Source organism: Geomicrobium sp. JCM 19038 (genome assembly GCF_000698125.1).
In the GTDB taxonomy this organism is placed as follows: domain Bacteria; phylum Bacillota; class Bacilli; order Bacillales; family Marinococcaceae; genus Geomicrobium_A.
The window spans coordinates 42,722-61,417 of sequence record NZ_BAXA01000004.1 but is presented as its reverse complement, the minus strand read 5'-3'; the positions used below and the strand labels follow the sequence as shown (position 1 = coordinate 61,417).

The following is an 18,696-nucleotide window of genomic DNA, read 5'->3' as shown; positions in this document are numbered from 1 at the left end:
AAAAAGGGGGCAAATTTATGTTACCGTCAAGTGCAAAACGGATGACGAACGTTGAATTTTCGAAGATCAGAGAAATCTCTGCGAAAGCTGCTGAACGGGCAAATGCTGGTCATGATGTGTTCCGCCTCACATTAGGAGAACCTGATTTTGATACACCAGCCATCGCACAAGCTGCTGCGTTTGAAGCCATTAAAGCAGGTGACACTCACTATACCCCGAACACCGGAATTCAAGCGTTACGAGAAGCTCTTGCAAGCAAATTATTAAATGAAAACGGCATTCCCGCCAAAGCTGAAGAAATCATCGTCACAAACGGAGGAAGCGAAGCGCTATTGGATACGTTTCTTGCCCTTTTGAATCCTGGAGACGAAGTCATGATCCGAGCCCAGCTTGGCCGAACTATGACTCTGCCGCTCATCTGGCAGGAGCAACACCGGTACACATTCCAATGGAAAGTGAAAATGGAAAATTCATTTCACCTATTGAACAAATTGAAGCGTCGATTACACCGAACACGAAAATTCTAGTCGTGAACACACCACACAACCCGACAGGCGTAGTTCTCTCAAAGGAAGAATTGCAGGAACTTGCAAACTTAGCAACAAAACACAACCTGATCGTCGTATCTGATGAAATGTATGAGAAAATCATCGCAGATGAAACACCACATTACAGCATTGCCAGCTTTCCTGGTATGGCAGAACGAACGATTACGATCAACGGTTTCTCGAAAGCCTATGCAATGACAGGCTGGCGTGTCGGTTATTTGCACGCTCCAACCGCTTATTACCCGGCAATTTTCAGAGTACACCAATTTAATACCGCCTGTACTCCTGGGTTTGCCCAGCAAGCTGCCCTTACACTTCTAAAAGATGGTGAACGGGCAGTCACTGAGATGAAAGAGTCATTCCAACGACGACGCGTGCTACTACAATCTGCGTTAGAAAAAGCGACGAACCTTACGGTCATGGAAGCAACAGGCGCGATCTACTTATTTGTTCTCGTTCAGCACAATGACTCAAATATACGCGACTTTGCACTTCGGTTATTAGATGAAACGGGTGTCGCTTGCGTTCCTGGAACTGCATTTGGAAGCGCAGGTGAAGGGTATTTACGATTGTCTTACGCGACATTTGAAGAAGACTTACTAGAAGCGGCTAAACGTTTAGTCGCGTATGTCGGATAAAGACATGGTATAATAACGTGCAATCGTCTAGCACGGAGGTCAAGTATGGATCCACAACTAAGAAACGGAATGATTTTTGTATTCATCGGACTCGTTCTGTTATTTCTAACATTCATCGTTCACTTCTCTTTATGGTTATGGGCAATGATTGTCGGGGCGAGTTTTGTCATTAATGGGGTTGGGGTCGTTCACCTCATCCGTTATATTCGAAAGTTATAAGCATAAGAAGACCATCCGTTTTTATACGAATGGTCTTCTTTTTTTATCGCTTATTCATATCATTTGGAGCAAAACCTTGGCGCTCATTACGATTTAATTCATTAATTCTCTTCATTTGATCATCACTTAGCTCAAAATCAAACACATGTAAATTTTCGATAATTCTCGCTGGTGTAACCGACTTAGGGATGACGATGCGATTGTGTTGTAAATGCCAACGGAGAATTACTTGAGCCGGAGTACGACTTACATCTTCCGCAATTTGCACGATTGCAGCGTCTTGTAAGCTATCTCCTCCTTGGTTTAGAGGGCTCCATGCTTCCACATAAATATTATGTTGATCGCAAAACGCTCGCAACTCTTCTTGCTGCAAGTACGGGTGGCATTCGACTTGGTTTAAGACTGGAACAACTTCACACTCATCAAGAAGACGTTGTAAATGCTCAATTTCAAAATTACAGACGCCGATTGCTTTTACTTTGCCTTCTTTATAAAGATGCTCAAGGGCGCGATAGGTTTCGACGTAATCATCAAACTGTGGCGTCGGCCAATGAACCAAATACAGATCTACATAGTCAAGCCCGAGCCGCTCAAGACTGGCTTCAAAAGCTTGTAACGTCTCGTTATATCCGTGATCACTATTCCAAACTTTCGTCGTGATAAACAATTCTTCACGCTTAACTCCTGAATTGCTGATCGCTTCCCCTACACCAGCTTCGTTTCCATAAACTTTTGCTGTATCGAGTGAACGATAGCCCGCTTCTAATGCGCGCTCGACCGCAGGAATTACTTTATCATTCTCAACTTTCCAAACCCCAAAGCCTAATTGAGGCATTTTAACGCCATTGTTTAATGTTACTTCGTACATCTCATTCACTCCCTCTCATTCTAATACGCCAAAATTATAGCATATTGTAGAGAAGTGGTCTTAAATAACGAATGAGTTCCTTATGATGCTCTTGAAGAAATTGACCAATGTCCGAAGGAATATTCTTAACCGTAATAACTTCTTCGAACTCTGGAATCTCTCCTTTATTCCTCAGCTGCTCATTGTGCCTGTTCACCCGTTTAACAAGCTGATCTCTCGTGAACGTTGAATGAAGCTGAAACACAATTGCTAGCCACCCCATGCGATCTGGGAATACCAATTTATCTGCAAAAAAAGCTTTAGCCTCATGGTCGTCTTTTACATTAATCCCTAGTTCCTCTTCTACTTCTCGTGTAACGTTACTAACCACATCAATCTCGTTTAACGACACATCTTCTTGATCAATCCCACCACCTGCACACTGAATAACACCCGGCTTCGCCGTTTGACCTCCCATTCTTCCAAAGAGAAGGTAACCGTCTGATGAAACGACAAACGCAACAGGTGCAAGAATTGGACACGCTTCTTCTTTAGATAAACGATTGTTTTTAGCATATAAATGATGTGCATACTCTGTTTCCTTCATCCCAATCGTTAACTCGTCTGCTGTTAGCTTTATATCATCCATTCGATACAATGTTCCTCGAAAAAACGTATTGTCTTTATTAATTTCTTGCCAATGTTGTTCGATCTTACATTGCGTTTCTTCTGAGACATGTACTTTGCCAGCTCGAATTGGAAACTGCATCTTTGCTGGTGCTTTTATGATGTTAATGTGGTCATTCATCGCTCTTCACCCTTCGTTATTCGTCTCGTAAACCCCCTTGCCATAAATAACTATCTTCAAGCGCATTCCCTAACCGTAACAACAACGCTTCATTACCCTTTTGTGCCATTGCTTGTACGCCGATTGGCAAACCGTTCTTACACTGATAGACTGGAAGTGAAATGGCAGGTTGACCTGTCATGTTAGACAGTTGTGTAAATGGTGAATACGTTAAGCTCGGGAGAAACATCTCGTAAATGAGGGCTTGTTGTTGCAGTGGGTCAGACTCATTTAAGCGCTCGATCCATTTTTCTTTCTCCTTCTTTGAAGGGGTCAACTCTCCAATCTTAGGTGCGTGATCCGCTGTCGCAGGAGTTAAATACAAATCATACGTTTCATGAAAGCGAACCATTCGAACGAGCGCATCATCCCAACTAGCGATGCTTTTTGAATAATGATTCGCACCTATTTGTCTGCCTGCAGTTGCTAGCATCCACGTCTCCAATTCACAATCTTCTTCAGTGATCGTAATGCCCGTCGTCTTCTCAAGCGAATCCAGGACATTCGCCATCTCACCACTATTCATCACATAATAACTTTCCATCAAGTTCGTGCCATCAATCCCTGGTGAACAGTTCTCTACATAATGACCTTCCCGTTCAAGCCAGTAAGCCACTTGCCTAACAGCTTCTTTTGCACTCTCACTTATCTCCGTACCGACAGGGGATTGATCACTCCAGGCAACCTTTAACATCCCTAATGGATTCTTAGAATCTTCTAAATATTGACCTTCGAATAACGGGATTTGAAACGCCGCTTCTAGTTGAAATGTTTGCAATTCATCTAGAACCGCTGCACTGTCTCTCACTGAGCGACTCAAAACAAAGTCAATGGCAGCCCCTTGCCATTGTCTTCCTACACCAGGACCAACAGGGATTCTCCCTCTCGTTGGCTTTAGCCCTACGAGCCCTGTCCAAGATGCAGGAATTCGTATCGAACCACCGCCATCGCTCGCCGCTGCGATCGGAACAATCCCAGAAGCAACCGCTGCTGCTGCCCCACCACTAGACCCTCCGGGTGAATAGTCCTTGTTCCAAGGATTCCGTGTTGGACCATGAATCATAGGTTCAGTAATGTTCTTAATGCCAAGTTCAGGAGAGTTCGTGAAGCCAGTAAATAAAAACCCTGCGTTTCTTAAACGATTGACATAATAACTGTTTCGCTGTGCGACACGTTTTTTTAATAACGTCGATCCTGCATCAATGACTTCTCCCTCTAGCATATGTGAAAGATTTTTGAGCAGTAACGGCACTCCGGCAAAACGTGTGTCTCGCCTCGCATACTTTGCTTCCGCTCTCACTTTGTCATAACGTTCATGAACAATCGCATTTAATTCGCCATTCTGTTGCTTTGCACTCGCAATGCTCGCTTCTATAACTTCCTTAGCACTCCAATCACGACTTTTTAGCTTTTCACTCAATGCAATGGCATCCATTTGCCTAAACTCTTGCTCCATTCTTTGCCCCTCCCAACCGAATTCTTAACTTGTTATTCTTTACCCGAAAGCGTACAAGGGGGAACCTTTAACTTCTGTTGTTTTAAAGTTACCTACACAATTCGCCAATTGTTTACGTTATCCTCTGTCTTAGCTTCAGTCATAAAAAATAAGAACTCTACTCGAAATACATTCAAGTAGAGTTCTTATAATTATGCCGTGACTGCCTGACCTGGATCGGCTTGTTGGTCTTGTCGTTTCTTTCTCATCTTATTGATGATAATTAAGAGGACAAACAATCCAATTCCAAGTAAGTCTGTATAAACCGAAACGTGGATAAAGACAAGTGAAGACGTTAATGCAATGATCCACTCATACCAACGATAATTCGTGAATAGGTAACGCTGAATAACCGTTACGAATACAAGAATACCGATAAGCGCGGTAAAGATCGCCCATACAATTTCATACCATGTGTATAGACCTGCGTTTTCTGGAAGCAATAGAATAATTGTGTTTGTTGCAAAAATAAACGGCAGGAGCAAAGCACCTGTATCGTATTTGAAACCTTGCACCCCTGTAATGATTGGATCGCTTTTGCAATTCCAGATATTGCATATGCCGGTAAGTTTACAGGTGGTGTGTCATCGGCAAGAACGCCATAATAGAGTACGAATAAGTGAGCTGCCATAATCGGCACGTTCATCTCAATGAGTGCCGGCGCAACCATGGCGGCTAAGATGACATAGGTTGCAGTCGTTGGTAAACCAAGACCAACAATTAAACACGCAATAAATGTAAAGAACAGTGCAAGCAATAAGTTGTCCCCTGCAAAGCCTACAATGATTGTAGGAAGTTTACCAGACAACCCTGTAAGGTTAATAACCCCAATTAGGATACCTGCAGTCGCACACGCTGTCACAACAGTTAGTGATTTACGCGCTGACATTTCAAAACTTACAACGAGCTCACGCACACCGAATTTAACAGGTGCTGAATCAATTTTGTATCGCTTTTGGAACAGCACAAAGAAAATACATACAAAGATTCCAATTGCAATCATAATTGAGATTTCAATATGCCACCCGAGTAATACGTGCATAAGATAAGAGATTCCAGCGAGAACGGCTGCGATTAATAATCCTGCACCAAATCGCTCACGTAGACGATGTGCAAACACGGCAACGGTAAGCAACATAACAATTGAGAAGAATGCCGCATTAAAGACTGTATTTCCAACGAGAACAAAGAATACGAGTGCTAGAATCGGAAAAATTAAGTACCCTTGTTGCAATAAACTTCTCTTGGCTGGAACAAGCGTTGACTTATCTAAACCTCTAATGTCGTTTTTCACCGATTCAATGTGGACCATCCAAAGAATGGCTATATACGTTAATACGGCTGGGATTAAGGCTGATACCATAATCTGAGCATAACTATACGGTGTATACTCAATCATTAAAAATGCGGCTGCACCCATTACTGGTGGTAAAAGCTGTCCACTCGAGGATGATGCAACCTCAATCCCTCCGGCAACTTGCGGTTTAAATCCTACTTTCTTCATTAAAGGAATCGTAAACGTTCCTGTCGTTACAGCATTAGCTACGGAACTACCTGAAATCGAACCCATAAAACCAGAACCTACAACGGCAGCTTTGGCTGGTCCACCACGATAGTGACCGACCATTCGAAGCGCAAGGTCAATAAACATCTTACCTGCACCCGTTGCTTCTAAAATCGCACCAAACATAACGAAAATAAAAACGTAGTTCGCTGATACAGAAAGTGGAGTACCGAGAATACCTGTGCTTGTGTACATCATTTCATAAATGAACGTATCAAAGTTTGCACGGCTATGTGAGAAAGGTGGTGGTAATAGGTTTCCAAAGAAATAATATGCTATAAAACAGAGCGCAATAATAAGTAGTGGTTTACCGACAACTCGACGAGTTGCTTCAATAATTAAAAGAATCATGATGACCCCAGCGATCATATGAATCAGATCCATACGACCTGAAAGAATTGCTGGTGAAGTCTGACTGTACATAACAAACAGACCGACAACAAGCGCAACACCCGCTAATAAGAAGTCATACCATACGATGGTTTGCTGACTTAATCCTTTTTTCCGTGGGAAAATTAAGTATACGAGAACTAACCCTAAAATCAAGTGAATAAACAAATGTTGCCTTGTTCCTACAATTAGACCAAACCCTGCAGTATAAAGATGATAAGCGGCCATCCCAACACATATTACTAAGATTAGTAATGCTTTCCAGCCGAAGACTTTCCGGTCACTACCTTCGATCTCTTCTGTATCTGGAAGGTCTGCGGGGATTTCGACCTCTGTCGCATCAATATTGCCTTTGAATTTTTTCCTATCCAAATCTGACATGGTCATCCTCCTATAACCTCAATTGTTAACTTCCGTACATCCTCCGGCAATTCTGATAACACGATGATCTCTTCATCTTCATATTGAAAGGTATGCTCGTACATGTTCGAAGGCATTAAATGAATCGAATCAATCTCTCGACTTGAACTCGGAACGATAAAATAACCATCGACCATTTCCATTTGCTCTACTTCAGCATAAGGAATACCCGCACCAAAAGACTTCGTCCACGTTTCCTTCGGAACAATGATGTAGTCTTCATCAATCATAAAAATCTCGCGAATCGGTGTTTTCATGACAGAATGGATGTACTCATGATAAAACTGGGTACCCGGCGACACCTCATAGCTATAAAGCACTTCACCGGTTTCATTTGCAACAATTTGTAGCCTTGGTTCACGCTGACTTATCATCATATATAAAACGACAATAATCAGACTAGAAAAAACGAGGAGAAGAGCTAGTAATCGCCCTCCTCGTTTAGAAACCTTATTATTGATTTTCATCGTAGAACTGTTGTGCACCTGGGTGCAATTCAATCGACATTCCATCTTGAGCACTCTCTAAGCTGATGAAGTTACCGGCATTATGCGCATTTGAAAAGCTTTCTTCATTTTCAAAAATCGCAGTTAAAATGTCATAAACCACTTCATCTTCAAGTTCAGCTTGTGCAATTAACATTGCTTGTACTGCAAGCGTATTAACTGGAGCATCTAAGCCGTATGAATCTTCAATTGTATACTCTGTATAGAACGGATACTCATCAAGTAGACCTTGAGCTGCATCTGCTTCTACATCAACAAGTGTGATGTTGGCTTGTGCGGATAATGCTTCAATCGCTCCTGTTGGTGTACCGGCAACGATAATGGCTGCATCAATATTACCATCTTGTAAGCTGTCAGCTGCATCACCAAAGTCTTGGTATTCAACACTAAAGTCATCATACGTAACACCGTGTGCTTCTAGAATTTGGCTTGCTACGACCTCTGTACCTGATCCAACGTCACCAACAGCAACGCTCATTCCGGCTAGGTCGCTAACTGTTTCAATACCTGATGCTTCAGTTGCAACAATCTGAATGACTTCTGGATAAAGTGTTGCCAGACCAAGAACACCTTCAACTGGCTCTTCGAAGAAATCGTTTCCACCTTGTTCTGCATAATAAGCCGTATCATTTTGCGAAAAGGCAATGTGACCGTTTCCATCTGCAATGTCGTTAATGTTAACAACGGACGCACCTGTTGAGAAATGTGCGGCATCGTGACTATCCACATGGTCGTTAATCACTGTTGATACTTGAGCACCAAGTGGGTAATAAGCCCCTTGCTCTCCACCCGTGAGGATTTCCAGTTCATCTTCAAAGTCTCCACACGCTGCAAGTAATGCAACAGACGCGCCAGCGACTAAAGTCGTACCAAATAACTTTTTCACAATAATGACCCCCATCATGTAGTAATTCGGAATTTTTTCTAAATAGATACAAATAGATTCCTCATTAACCCTACCATGATCTTTATCTGCTTTTAATTAAGTATTTGTTATAGATTTATAACTCTTAATTATAAATATTGACTTGTTATACTAGAAAACTCATATTTAGCAATAGTGACAACTTCCCTTGTGACTTGAGGCGTATAGGGAGTATCTTCCCAGATCATTGTTATTGAGCTCATTAATGCCTGGTCTGAAAGTCTCACCGATTTAACCGACTCATTTCTAAGAAGTTGTACCATATCTTCTGGCATAAGCGTTACACCTAATCCATGGCTGATTAACGTTCCAATCGTCATAATCTCAGGGCCACTACAGATTGTATTCGGTACAAACCCAGCCTGTAGACAAGCTCTTTCTAATAAATAATAAAGCTCTGGTGAGTTTTTTGGGTGATAATGGATAAATGATTCGTCTTTTAGCTGTTTTAAATCCAGTATGTCATCATTTGCAAAACGATGGTCTTTTGAGACCACTGCCATTAATGGATGTTGACTTAACTCATAAGTACTTAGATTTTCTTGATCTAGCTCGCTCGATTCAGGTGACATGCGCACGAACGCGATATGGCTTTTTTGTTTCTTGATTGACTGAATTGCCACTTTAGAAGTTGTTTCATCTAAGTAAAGTTCAGCGTCAGCATTTGTCTCTCCTATCCGCTTCACGAGACTTGGTAACCAAAGGTTCGCAGCAGACGGTACTGTAGAGATATGAATGATCGCTTGTGGCACTTTTTTTAGTGTTGCAATTTCCTCAATCGTGTTCTCGATCTTATTAAAAGATGGCTTTAAATTTTCATAGAGAAAAGCACCTTCATCGGTTAAGGTTACACGTCTTGTCGTTCTTTTCAGTAATTTAAACCCTAACTCTTTCTCCAATGATGAGATCTGCTGGCTAAGCCCAGGTTGACTCACATGTAAATACCTCGATGCCTCACTGAAATTTAACGTACGAGCTACTTCAAGAAAATATCTAAATCCTAATAAGTTCATTTCCTTAATCACCCTTTATAACGATATCTCGGCAAGCCCCCATCCATCATTGTTACAAGACCTACTTGCTCTTGCCACGCTAGAGACTTTCCTACATTTACAATCATTGATGCGGTTGCCGTATCACCAAATATTCCATTAGGAATAAGTAATTGCACATGATCATTCCCTTCGACAAAAATTGCGTCTTGAGCCTCTAAACCTGCTGCCATTTTTAATTCTAGTTCGAGTGTTATTCCTTCTTCTGTGACTGCACTCATCTTCTGAAGCTGCCCTGCGACATCTCCAATTTCCAGGTCAATCCAAGGAAGAGACAGTTTTTGCTCAAGTAAAACAGGTTGTAATGATGCGTCAATGTCTTGGATCGTAACGCCAAGACTGCCGCCAACATTCTTAATGATTCTTCTAAGCCGACATGCCCAATCGCATTGTCTTTGGCAAGTTCTTCAAACGCTTTAACCGTCTTGCCGATCCCTACTTTCTGTTGAAGAGGTACGCGACGCTTACTCGCATCAACGTGACGTTTGATTTGAATACGTGTAATTCCATCGGTTACAGTACTCGCAACAAGCGGGAGTGTATCCATAACAAAACCAGGGTTAATACCAGTTCCAATGACTGCTTTCCCTTTACGTTGCGCATATTGATCAATTTCTGCACTAAGCTCTGGATAACGATGCCAAGGATAGAGAAGCTCTTCACACGTAGATACGACATGAAAACCGTGATCAAGAAGCTCTTTAATTTGAGGCCAAACTGAGGGGAGGTGCGAACCCGTAGCATGAACTGCAACTTTATGTTCGTAAGCACTTACAATATGTTGTAATTTCGAAATATTATCATGAATATGACGATTAGTAGGGGCTTCACTGACAAGTTCAGACAGTGGCAATTCTAATTTTTGTGGATCAACATCGACACCACCAACAACCTCTATATGTTCTTCCAGACTGCACTTCTTAAGAATTTCTACTCCAATCGGACCTAAACCAAATGAAACAACCGCAATCTTTGACATTTAACAAGCACCTCGTATTCTTTAAAGTAGTACGAGGATAGCATATATTAGTATTAAGTATAAATTACTATTAATTATAACTCTATAACAGAAATCATTTTGTTGCAAATGCTCACAAAACTACGAATGCTCAACTATATTTGTTAGAATTTGTTAATGGGGGTGATTCCATGACGATTACGAGACTGGATCATATCATTTTCTTAGCATCTGTGTTTTGCTTTTGGTTAGCAACTTACATATACGTTCCGATCTTTAGCTTGTATTTAGAACAGATCTCTTTTCCATATGCAGCGATCGGAATCATTCTCGGGAGCTATGGGATTTTGCAAGTTGCTTTGCGTTTTCCGTTAGGGGTTTTATCCGATCGGCTACGATCGATTCGTAAAGGGCTTTACGTTAGTGGATTTGTGATCGCTGCGATTAGTGGCTTAATTCTCGTCTTTTTTGATTCCTTCGTAATGGTGTTAATCGGTCGTCTGCTCTCTGGTGTTACCGCAGCAATGTGGGTGATGGCGACGATCCTTTATGCTCAATATGTTCATCAAGACCAATCAGGTAAAGCGATGGGGGCAATGCAACTTTTTACTGTTCTCCCACAGTTTGCGAGTATGCTAACGGCAGGCTTGCTCGTGGAATCTTTCGGTTGGCTCTCGCCATTTTGGGTGGGCGTGATCGTGTCAATCATTGGACTAGTTCTCTCATTATTCGTCAAAGTTGTAGACCATGATGCGACTCAAATTCAAACACTACAAACACATGAATATTTCACCCGCACGCTTAAAACAAAGTCTTTAATGCCTCTTGCAACCATTGCTCTTATTACACACGGTCTTATGTTTATTTCGATTTTTGGCTTCACGCCAAATTATGCTGCTACACTTGGAATCAATGAACAACAAATGGTACTTCTCATGACGGCTTTCTTTCTACCTCATGCACTTTCTTCGTTAATGGTAGCTACCATACAACTCACAAAAAAAGTAGAATTGGCCATTGTTATGAGCAGCCTTTTTCTGTCAGCGATTGCTTTTCTTACTGTTCCTCTGTCTACAGGTCTACTTTCCATTAGTATCGTTCATGCGATTATTGGACTTGCATTGGGGTTTGTATTACCAATCTGTTTGTCGCAAGCAGCCACCCTCGCTCCGCCATCGATGAAAACGACCATTATGGGGTTTTATCAGTCATACTATGCAGCTGGAATCTTCTTAGGCCCTTGGCTGGCAGGTCTCATTGCTGAACACTATTCATTACCAGCAGTCTTTGTCTTTGCAAGTTTCACAGCAGTTGTTGGTGGAATTCTTACGATCTATTTAATCGTTCAATCAAAACAAAACACGTGATTCGTTAGAATCACGTGAGTGTTAGTTGCGGATGCATCAACTTCAAATTCACTGTCTTTTTTAGGAAATACAGCGCATAGTCGAGTTGGCCAAGATCTTCATAGTACCTCGATATGAAAACGGTCGTATCATAATACACACGCTCAAGACCAGGTTCAGATAAGAGCTTAAGGCCTTCTTCTACATACGTATGATCTTTATAATCATGCAACCCACGCAAGATCAAACAAATCGCTAGTAGATTCTCATAATTGTTCGCTTTTGCCTCATATTCTGCATGATTTAATAACAAGCGAGCATGATGGTCTTGCTCTAAGAAGAAGTACGTTACAGCTAGAAGTATTTTTGATTGGACACCGTCAATCGTTGTTGCGTATTCATCATCGCTAATCGCACGTTCAAAATGCTTAAGAGCCTCTTCATAATTCATAGACTTCATCGCATGAAGACCTGAAACTCCTAATACCCTCGGTTTCAGATCACCTAAGTTCTCTTCAACTCGTAACACCTCATTGATTAACTGACTTGCTCTGTTTGTTTCTCCTAGCCAGTTTTCAACATCAGATAAATAAATCTTACAACTTGCTTGGGCACGCTCATACCCATATTGTTGCTCATAAAGCGTTAGCGCTTTTGTTAATTGGAGGTGCGCTTCTCCATACAAATGAAGGGAATAGCAGGCACGTCCAAACCGAAAGAAAAATTCTGCACGTTCAGCCGGATCATCAATTTCATTTATCATATCTTCTGCACGGGAGAAATATTTAAATGCATTTCGATAATCCTTGCTCTCCATAAGTGACTCCGCATGAAGATAATACGAGAAAAAATCTAAAAGACAATCCATTTCATCAGTTGGTTGAGGAGCATTGCTATAATACGGTAAGTTGAGCCAACGCTCATCGAGAAACTTATCGTGCTTAAACGAAACAAGCTGATAAAACGTGACAACCTTATGATCCGGGAGCATTTGCTCAAGCATTCCAGAAACTTTATCCTTCAGCTGGACCGCCAGTTCACGATGGTTATGCTTTACCGCTTCATACCAGAGGTTAATTTCACCCCCAACCGTTGCCGGTGAATATTCATGCAACATTGATGTACCCTCCATGCCACAAATGTTTAGAATATTATAACACAATGAGGAGATACACTCGCATTAAAACCTTGATTTATTTATTGCAATTGTTCGACATATCTTTTCAAAACTTTTACACCAGTAACACAATCAGCTAATGTCGTCCATTCATCCGGATGATGACTAATGCCTTTCACACTTCGCACGAAAATCATAGCCATAGACATTTGTGTTCCCATTAACATCGCATCATGTCCCGCACCACTAGGAATCTCAATCGATGTAAATCCTTCTGCTTCTATGACTGAGTGCAATCGCTCCTTCGTTTCTTGTGATACTGGTACTGGCGCCACATTAATTGTTTCTTCACACTCCAATGACACATTCCACTCTTGAGCAATTGTGTTAGCAACTTCTTTTATTTCTTCAAATAATACATCTCTTGTCGGAGCTGTAATATCTCTTACATCCACAACAAGTGTTACTTTACCAGGAATGACATTCGCACCGTTCGGTTCAACCGTTAATTTCCCAACAGTTGCTACCGCTGTCTCACTGTGCCGAATAGGTAAAGAAGCAATAGAATGTACGAGTTGTGATGCTGCGACGAGCGCATCTTGCCTTTGATTCATCGCTGTATTACCTGCGTGTCCTGCAACTCCTGTGAACGTCATTTTCCAATACCTCGGCCCTGCAATACCTGACACAACACCTACCGGAAGGTTATGCTCTTCTAATACTTTACCTTGCTCAATATGTAACTCAATGTAGTCACTTCCAGATAGGAATTCACGCTTTGCTTGTGTGAAGGTTTGTGCGTCCAGTTGAATGGCTGCCAACACTTCCTCAAACGAATCACCTGTTGCATCACGTAGAGCCATCTGTTGAGTAAGATCTACAACGCCTGTCATTGCACGGCTTCCTGTTAAACCACTATTAAATCGACTTCCTTCTTCATCAGTAAAAATCACCACTTCATATGCACGCTTTGGCGTATACCCTTCTGTTGCCCAAGCCTCAACGACTTCCAAAGAAGATAACACACCTAACGGACCATCAAAATGTCCTCCGTTCGGAACGCTATCAACGTGCGAACCACTAATTACGGGTGGTAACGATGGATCACTTCCTTCTAATCTAGCAATGACGTTTCCAGCCTCATCTGAGCGTACGCTCATGCCGGCATGTTCCATCCAACTTATGACAAGTTCTTTTGCTCGCTTTTCTCCTTCTGAAAAGCCGACGCGATCACTCCCACCATCAGCTGTTAAACCAATTTCGGCAATCTTACTAAGTCGTTTGGCAAGTCGTTCACCTTGAACACCGAGAGCATCTTGGCTCTCAGCGTATTCAGATAATAAACGGTTATACAGTTGATCGTACATTGTTACTTCAACTCCCTATCTTCTTCGTTATTGGCACTAGGTTATTCTGTAGGACGTGGTCCAGCATCAAGACCTTCAACACTCGCTAGACGAATAGGGTTTACAGTTAAATCAGACTCAACTCTAATCTGACAAGACAAACGTACGGATTCATCGTCTACTCCTCTTCGCTCACGAGCTTCCTTTTCAGGCTGCTCCATGAGACCTGGATCACCGCTAATAATTTCACAACGACATGTCGTGCATTTTGCGTTCCCACCGCAACGATGCAAAATATCCACGCCGTTATCTTTTAGAGCCAGTACTAACTTTGTTCCTGCTTCTACTTGAAAGCTCCCTTTATCTTTTACCGTAACTGTTGGCAATCAAATCATCCCCTTTTTATGTATAGGAAAAATTCTATCATTAGATCAAAACATTGTATAACCGTTCTTTACCCTTATTGCTCTAATTTCATATCACCAAATTTAATTAAACGCATCTTACGCATAAGTTCTGAAAGGAAAAATGCGAGCAAAGCTGGCAATACAAAGTGAAACAACAATATGAGAATAAACACATCCATTGTGAACCCCATTGATGTTAACGTCATGATTTGTCCTACAAAACCACTAGTCCCCATCCCAGCACCTTCTGCATTGTTAATCATCCCAAAATAAATGACAGCAATGGGTGCAAGTAGAATCCCTGTGACGGTTGGTGGCACTAGGATCCATGGGTTTTTAACGATGTTCGGTACTTGCAGCATCGACGTCCCAATTCCCATCGAAATAAGGCCGCTCGTTCGATTTTCTCGAAAACTACTTACGGCAAATCCAATCATCTGGCGCAACAACCAATCGTGGCAGCTCCAGCAGCAAGACCATTTAAGTCAATCATTATGGCTATTGCTGCACTAGAAACCGGTGCTGTTAGTGCCAATCCCATAAGCCCTGCCACGACCATACTCATAATTAACGGTTCCTGTTCTGTTGCCCAGTTAATGAGACCGCCAAACTCCCGCATAGCCGAGTCAATCGGCGGACCAATTAGCACAGCCACTGTATACCCGACCGCTACCGTCACAAAAGGCGTAAGTAAAATATCGAACTTCGTTTCCTTGCTTACGATCTTCCCGCACTCTACTGCAAGAACTGAAGCTAAAAACGCTCCGGCAGGACCTCCTAGTTCAACACCGGCGGCTCCACTAACAATCGCTGCAAACAATACCAGTGGCGGTGCACCAAGACCATAAGCGACTGCAGCACCAATTGCTGGACCTAACAGTCCCATCGCAAGCGTCCCCATATCAACGAGGAACTCAATGCCCAGTTGATTTCCGAGCGTCTGGATGATCAATCCAATCAATAATGACGCAAACAACCCGAGAGTCATATAACTAAAAGCTGTAATAATGTACGTACGCCAAGAAAGGTCAATTCCTTTTCTCTTTAAAAACGCCCGCATAATTCATTACTTCCTTTCCAAATAGCTATTCTTTCTCTATCATAACGAAAACTTCTAAAAACTATTATATAAATTTGTTAAATACTTCACAAAGTAGCTTATTAATCGTCGTTCGATGCACTTATGAGACTTGCGCATCCAACACATACTACGATTAAAAGCGCCTTAGTAAGCCTAAACATACGATTCATAACGGTTTATCTGTTATTGTCTACACCATAAGCATTACACGAGGAGGCTACAATAAATGATACACATTAAGCTAGATGACAACCATATAGAGGCCATGGATTGGGCAGAAGACGACCAATCGATCCACTTTACATTTCAAGTGCATTCAAATGACTATCATGCTGTAACAACGCTTTTATATCGCCAACGTTTTCTTGTTACAATTCCCGATCAAAATCGTTCATTTAATGGGAGCATCATCAATTATTCAACGTCAATTACGAACTTATACGAACCCGACCAAGTCGGTACATTTTCACTCACACTGCAGAAAGAAGGAGATGTTCATGAAGCTTAGCGTACTCGATAGCTCCCCAATCGCGGCTGGAAAATCGTCACAAGAAGCTCTGATAGACTCTGCCACGCTCGCACAAGCTGTCGAACAACTAGGGTATACACGTTTTTGGTTAACCGAGCACCATGATTTGAATGGACTAGCTTCTTCTACTCCTGAAGTGTTACTTGCCTGGATTGGCGGTAAAACCTCTCGCATCCGTTTAGGCACTGGCGCCATCCTCTTGCCACACTATAAGCCTTTAAAGTGGCAGAAATTCATCATACACTCGCTACGCTCTTTCCAGATCGAATTGATATCGGCCTTGGTCGCGCCCCAGGTGGGAGCGCCGAAGTAACCAATGCACTTAATGATAATTTCTTACAAGCCGTTTATAAAATGCCGGATCTTGTTCAAGAATTACTAGCATACATTGATCAAACGGTTTCACACATTCACGCATCCCCTGTTCCAAACACACCACCTTCAACTTGGCTTCTTGGGACGAGTAAAAAAAGTGCTGAACTGGCTGCTAAACTGGGGATGAGTTACGCCTTCGGTCAATGGATGAGTGATACAGATGGAACAGAAGCAATCACTCTTTATCACGACCAATTTACACCGAGAACAAAAGGATCACAGGCAAACTCAATGATGACCATTGCTGCCCTTTGTGCTGAAACGATCGAAAAAGCGATGCTCCTTGCAAAAAGCCTCTTCCTTTGGCAACAACAAGTCAATCACGGTCATGGAAACGACGGGATCCCTTCAATTCAAGTAGCAAGTCAATACACGCTCGAATCCGATGAGCAAAAAAAAGTTCGAAGAATATGTACAAAAGATGATTGTCGGTGACCCTGCTGTTGTCGCAAAAAAAATTGCTGAACTTCCTACTGAAGAAGTGATGATTCACACTCCTGCTCATAACGTTAACGATCGCATTCACTCCTATAAATTGATTGCAGATGCTATGAATGACTTATCCTTAGGCCGTCTAAACTAAGAACTATAGCCATATCATTAACAAAAGATATTCTGTGGCAAGGGGGATGAGATGAAAAAAACGTATTTAATTTTGGGGGCAATCATGGCAACGCTTGCCTTGTGTATCGCTGGATTTCTTTTCTATTCCTACGGTGCACTCACGAAAACGACTGACGACATTTACCGCCCCATTGAACGTACTCACCCTTCCGTCCACCGCCCAGAACCTGCTCTTGTTGAAGAGCATGACCCCATCTCGTTTCTACTCCTCGGCTTGGACGCTGAGGATGAAACGTTAGGTAGAACAGACACACTAATCGTTGCCACAGTCAATCAAACAACATCCTCCATTCAAATGCTTAGCATCCCAAGAGACACTCTCACAGAGATTATCGGTCACAACACCATCGATAAAATCAATCATGCTCATGCATTCGGCGGGCTGATATGACAGTTGAAACGGTTGAAAGCTTACTCGATATACCGATTGACTATGTCGTAACAATTAATATGCAAGGCTTTACAGATCTAATTGACGCAGTTGATGGGATCACGGTTACCAACTCATTTTCTTTTGAATATGGTGGATTTGAGTTTTTAGAAGGTCCAACTGAATTAAGCGGAGAAGAAGCTTTGGCATACGTTCGTATGCGCTACGAAGATCCTTTAGGTGATTCAGGGCGTAACATTCGTCAACGGCAAGTCATCGAGAGCTTTCTAAAAGAAATCGTTCAGTTTCCATCGATATCAAAAATAAATGAGATCTTCACTACCGTTCGCGATAACGTTGAAACGAATTTAACACTTAGTGATATGATTGATTTATTCGCCTATGAACCTTCTAGGCATCATATTGAACAGCATACATTACAAGGAACTGGGACGTATAAAGATGGGATTTACTATTTACTCGTCTCAGATGAAGAACTTGAAAAACAATCCAATAAACTAAAAAAACATTTAGAGCTTTGAAGCTTTTCTAGCTCCAAATCCCAGCAAGGTCACCCCCATACACAGATGATTCATGCTATAATACTTTTTAATATTTCCTTTGAGGCAGGTGAGTGAAGATCTAGAATAATGAGTTGCACGTTTTTACAGGGGTGATGTTCCTGTTTATTTGTGCATAACATAATTGTCTATTTTGCTGTTCATTATTCAACATCTACAACAACATACTGCATAACAGAGGAGAATGTTTCGTTGAGTATAGGGATTAGCGCGACGCTGTTTGTATTGTTATTAATCGCCACTGCTTTTTTTGTGGCGTCAGAATTCTCGATTGTTAGAATTCGAAACAGTCGTCTCGATCAAATGATTGATGAAGGAAGTAATGTAAAGGCTTCTTTAATGAAAGACACCGTAAAGAAGTTAGACGGATACCTTGCCGCATGTCAGCTTGGAATTACGATTACTGCACTCGGTCTAGGTTGGTTAGGTGAGCCGGTCGTCGAACGTATTTTACACCCTGTGTTTGAAGCAGTGGCGTCTCAGATACACTGATTACACCTTTATCTTTTGT

General features: G+C 41.9%; 16 protein-coding genes and 5 pseudogenes. 8 read left to right on the top strand and 13 right to left on the bottom strand.

Going from position 1 to position 18,696, the window contains the following annotated elements; translation table 11 throughout:
* Nucleotides 1-17 precede the first annotated feature (17 nt).
* Nucleotides 18-1,186 (top strand): annotated as a pseudogene (locus tag JCM19038_RS20475) (pyridoxal phosphate-dependent aminotransferase).
* 45 nt (nucleotides 1,187-1,231) lie between these two features.
* Complete coding sequence (locus tag JCM19038_RS22670) at nucleotides 1,232-1,405, top strand: hypothetical protein (protein WP_193745061.1); 174 nt, start codon at nucleotides 1,232-1,234, stop codon at nucleotides 1,403-1,405.
* A gap of 43 nt (nucleotides 1,406-1,448) precedes the next feature.
* Here JCM19038_RS22670 and JCM19038_RS06600 read toward each other — a convergent pair whose 3' ends face one another.
* The 9 genes and pseudogenes from JCM19038_RS06600 to JCM19038_RS23380 form a co-directional block, all read right to left on the bottom strand.
* Nucleotides 1,449-2,273 carry an aldo/keto reductase gene (locus tag JCM19038_RS06600; protein ID WP_042415924.1) on the bottom strand — a complete coding sequence of 275 codons (825 nt, stop codon included), beginning with the start codon at nucleotides 2,271-2,273 and terminating at the stop codon, nucleotides 1,449-1,451.
* A 34-nt stretch (nucleotides 2,274-2,307) separates the two neighbouring features.
* The gene (locus JCM19038_RS06595) at nucleotides 2,308-3,060 is read right to left on the bottom strand and encodes an NUDIX hydrolase (RefSeq protein ID WP_042415922.1); all 753 of its coding nucleotides are present in this window, start codon (nucleotides 3,058-3,060) and stop codon (nucleotides 2,308-2,310) included.
* Between the two features lie 16 nt (nucleotides 3,061-3,076).
* Nucleotides 3,077-4,555, bottom strand: coding sequence for an amidase family protein (locus JCM19038_RS06590; RefSeq protein ID WP_042415920.1), 1,479 nt, complete (start codon nucleotides 4,553-4,555; stop codon nucleotides 3,077-3,079).
* A 191-nt stretch (nucleotides 4,556-4,746) separates the two neighbouring features.
* Complete coding sequence (locus JCM19038_RS23385) at nucleotides 4,747-5,037, bottom strand: hypothetical protein (RefSeq protein WP_238554304.1); 291 nt, start codon at nucleotides 5,035-5,037, stop codon at nucleotides 4,747-4,749.
* The gene (locus JCM19038_RS06585; protein WP_052361168.1) at nucleotides 4,950-6,929 is read right to left on the bottom strand and encodes a TRAP transporter fused permease subunit; all 1,980 of its coding nucleotides are present in this window, start codon (nucleotides 6,927-6,929) and stop codon (nucleotides 4,950-4,952) included. The genes JCM19038_RS23385 and JCM19038_RS06585 overlap by 88 nt, the downstream gene beginning before the upstream one ends.
* Before the next feature lie 2 nt (nucleotides 6,930-6,931).
* Nucleotides 6,932-7,435 carry a DUF1850 domain-containing protein gene (locus tag JCM19038_RS06580; protein WP_042415917.1) on the bottom strand — a complete coding sequence of 168 codons (504 nt, stop codon included), beginning with the start codon at nucleotides 7,433-7,435 and terminating at the stop codon, nucleotides 6,932-6,934.
* A complete protein-coding gene (locus JCM19038_RS06575) occupies nucleotides 7,422-8,360 on the bottom strand; it encodes a TAXI family TRAP transporter solute-binding subunit (RefSeq protein WP_052361167.1) in 939 nt (312 codons plus the stop codon). The genes JCM19038_RS06580 and JCM19038_RS06575 overlap by 14 nt, the downstream gene beginning before the upstream one ends.
* Nucleotides 8,361-8,488: 128 nt before the next feature.
* The gene (locus tag JCM19038_RS06570; RefSeq protein WP_052361163.1) at nucleotides 8,489-9,412 is read right to left on the bottom strand and encodes a LysR family transcriptional regulator; all 924 of its coding nucleotides are present in this window, start codon (nucleotides 9,410-9,412) and stop codon (nucleotides 8,489-8,491) included.
* A gap of 8 nt (nucleotides 9,413-9,420) precedes the next feature.
* Nucleotides 9,421-9,998: pseudogene (locus tag JCM19038_RS23380) on the bottom strand (hypothetical protein).
* A 602-nt stretch (nucleotides 9,999-10,600) separates the two neighbouring features.
* Between JCM19038_RS23380 and JCM19038_RS06555 the strand changes: the two are divergent.
* On the top strand, nucleotides 10,601-11,776 hold the full coding sequence (locus JCM19038_RS06555) for an MFS transporter (RefSeq protein ID WP_042415911.1): 1,176 nt from the start codon (nucleotides 10,601-10,603) through the stop codon (nucleotides 11,774-11,776).
* Nucleotides 11,777-11,786: 10 nt separating this feature from the next.
* Here JCM19038_RS06555 and JCM19038_RS06550 read toward each other — a convergent pair whose 3' ends face one another.
* The 4 genes and pseudogenes from JCM19038_RS06550 to JCM19038_RS06535 all read right to left on the bottom strand — a co-directional run bounded on the left by JCM19038_RS06550 (nucleotide 11,787) and on the right by JCM19038_RS06535 (nucleotide 15,685).
* Entirely contained in the window at nucleotides 11,787-12,872 is a 1,086-nt protein-coding gene (locus tag JCM19038_RS06550; RefSeq protein WP_042415908.1) for a tetratricopeptide repeat protein, read from the bottom strand.
* A gap of 80 nt (nucleotides 12,873-12,952) precedes the next feature.
* Complete coding sequence (locus JCM19038_RS06545) at nucleotides 12,953-14,239, bottom strand: Zn-dependent hydrolase (protein WP_042415905.1); 1,287 nt, start codon at nucleotides 14,237-14,239, stop codon at nucleotides 12,953-12,955.
* A gap of 41 nt (nucleotides 14,240-14,280) precedes the next feature.
* Nucleotides 14,281-14,604 (bottom strand): 2Fe-2S iron-sulfur cluster-binding protein, encoded by a 324-nt coding sequence (locus JCM19038_RS06540; protein WP_042415903.1) that lies wholly within the window; start codon nucleotides 14,602-14,604, stop codon nucleotides 14,281-14,283.
* 74 nt (nucleotides 14,605-14,678) lie between these two features.
* Nucleotides 14,679-15,685, bottom strand: a pseudogene (locus JCM19038_RS06535) (PTS transporter subunit IIC).
* Between the two features lie 247 nt (nucleotides 15,686-15,932).
* Here JCM19038_RS06535 and JCM19038_RS06530 point away from each other — a divergent pair.
* From JCM19038_RS06530 to JCM19038_RS24910, 5 genes and pseudogenes are all read left to right on the top strand, one after another.
* A complete protein-coding gene (locus JCM19038_RS06530) occupies nucleotides 15,933-16,214 on the top strand; it encodes a DUF3219 family protein (RefSeq protein ID WP_042358850.1) in 282 nt (93 codons plus the stop codon).
* Nucleotides 16,105-17,045: pseudogene (locus tag JCM19038_RS25375) on the top strand (MsnO8 family LLM class oxidoreductase). Before JCM19038_RS06530 ends, JCM19038_RS25375 begins: the two are co-directional and overlap by 110 nt.
* Complete coding sequence (locus tag JCM19038_RS24915; protein ID WP_307189976.1) at nucleotides 17,032-17,193, top strand: hypothetical protein; 162 nt, start codon at nucleotides 17,032-17,034, stop codon at nucleotides 17,191-17,193. The pseudogene JCM19038_RS25375 and the gene JCM19038_RS24915 overlap by 14 nt, the downstream one beginning before the upstream one ends.
* A 51-nt stretch (nucleotides 17,194-17,244) precedes the next feature.
* Nucleotides 17,245-18,146, top strand: a pseudogene (locus JCM19038_RS20465) (LCP family protein).
* A 231-nt stretch (nucleotides 18,147-18,377) separates the two neighbouring features.
* Nucleotides 18,378-18,677: a CNNM domain-containing protein gene (locus JCM19038_RS24910; RefSeq protein ID WP_307189975.1), complete on the top strand. Its 300-nt coding sequence runs from the start codon at nucleotides 18,378-18,380 to the stop codon at nucleotides 18,675-18,677.
* Nucleotides 18,678-18,696 lie beyond the last annotated feature (19 nt).

Coding starts and splice junctions, on each gene's coding strand:
- JCM19038_RS22670 (WP_193745061.1), top strand. CDS start 1,232: ATGGATCCACAACTAAGAAACGGAATGATTTTTGTATTCATCGGACTC.
- JCM19038_RS06600 (WP_042415924.1), bottom strand. CDS start 2,273: ATGTACGAAGTAACATTAAACAATGGCGTTAAAATGCCTCAATTAGGC.
- JCM19038_RS06595 (WP_042415922.1), bottom strand. CDS start 3,060: ATGAATGACCACATTAACATCATAAAAGCACCAGCAAAGATGCAGTTT.
- JCM19038_RS06590 (WP_042415920.1), bottom strand. CDS start 4,555: ATGGAGCAAGAGTTTAGGCAAATGGATGCCATTGCATTGAGTGAAAAG.
- JCM19038_RS06585 (WP_052361168.1), bottom strand. CDS start 6,929: ATGTCAGATTTGGATAGGAAAAAATTCAAAGGCAATATTGATGCGACA.
- JCM19038_RS06580 (WP_042415917.1), bottom strand. CDS start 7,435: ATGAAAATCAATAATAAGGTTTCTAAACGAGGAGGGCGATTACTAGCT.
- JCM19038_RS06570 (WP_052361163.1), bottom strand. CDS start 9,412: ATGAACTTATTAGGATTTAGATATTTTCTTGAAGTAGCTCGTACGTTA.
- JCM19038_RS06555 (WP_042415911.1), top strand. CDS start 10,601: ATGACGATTACGAGACTGGATCATATCATTTTCTTAGCATCTGTGTTT.
- JCM19038_RS06550 (WP_042415908.1), bottom strand. CDS start 12,872: ATGTTGCATGAATATTCACCGGCAACGGTTGGGGGTGAAATTAACCTC.
- JCM19038_RS06545 (WP_042415905.1), bottom strand. CDS start 14,239: ATGTACGATCAACTGTATAACCGTTTATTATCTGAATACGCTGAGAGC.
- JCM19038_RS06530 (WP_042358850.1), top strand. CDS start 15,933: ATGATACACATTAAGCTAGATGACAACCATATAGAGGCCATGGATTGG.
- JCM19038_RS24915 (WP_307189976.1), top strand. CDS start 17,032: ATGATTGTCGGTGACCCTGCTGTTGTCGCAAAAAAAATTGCTGAACTT.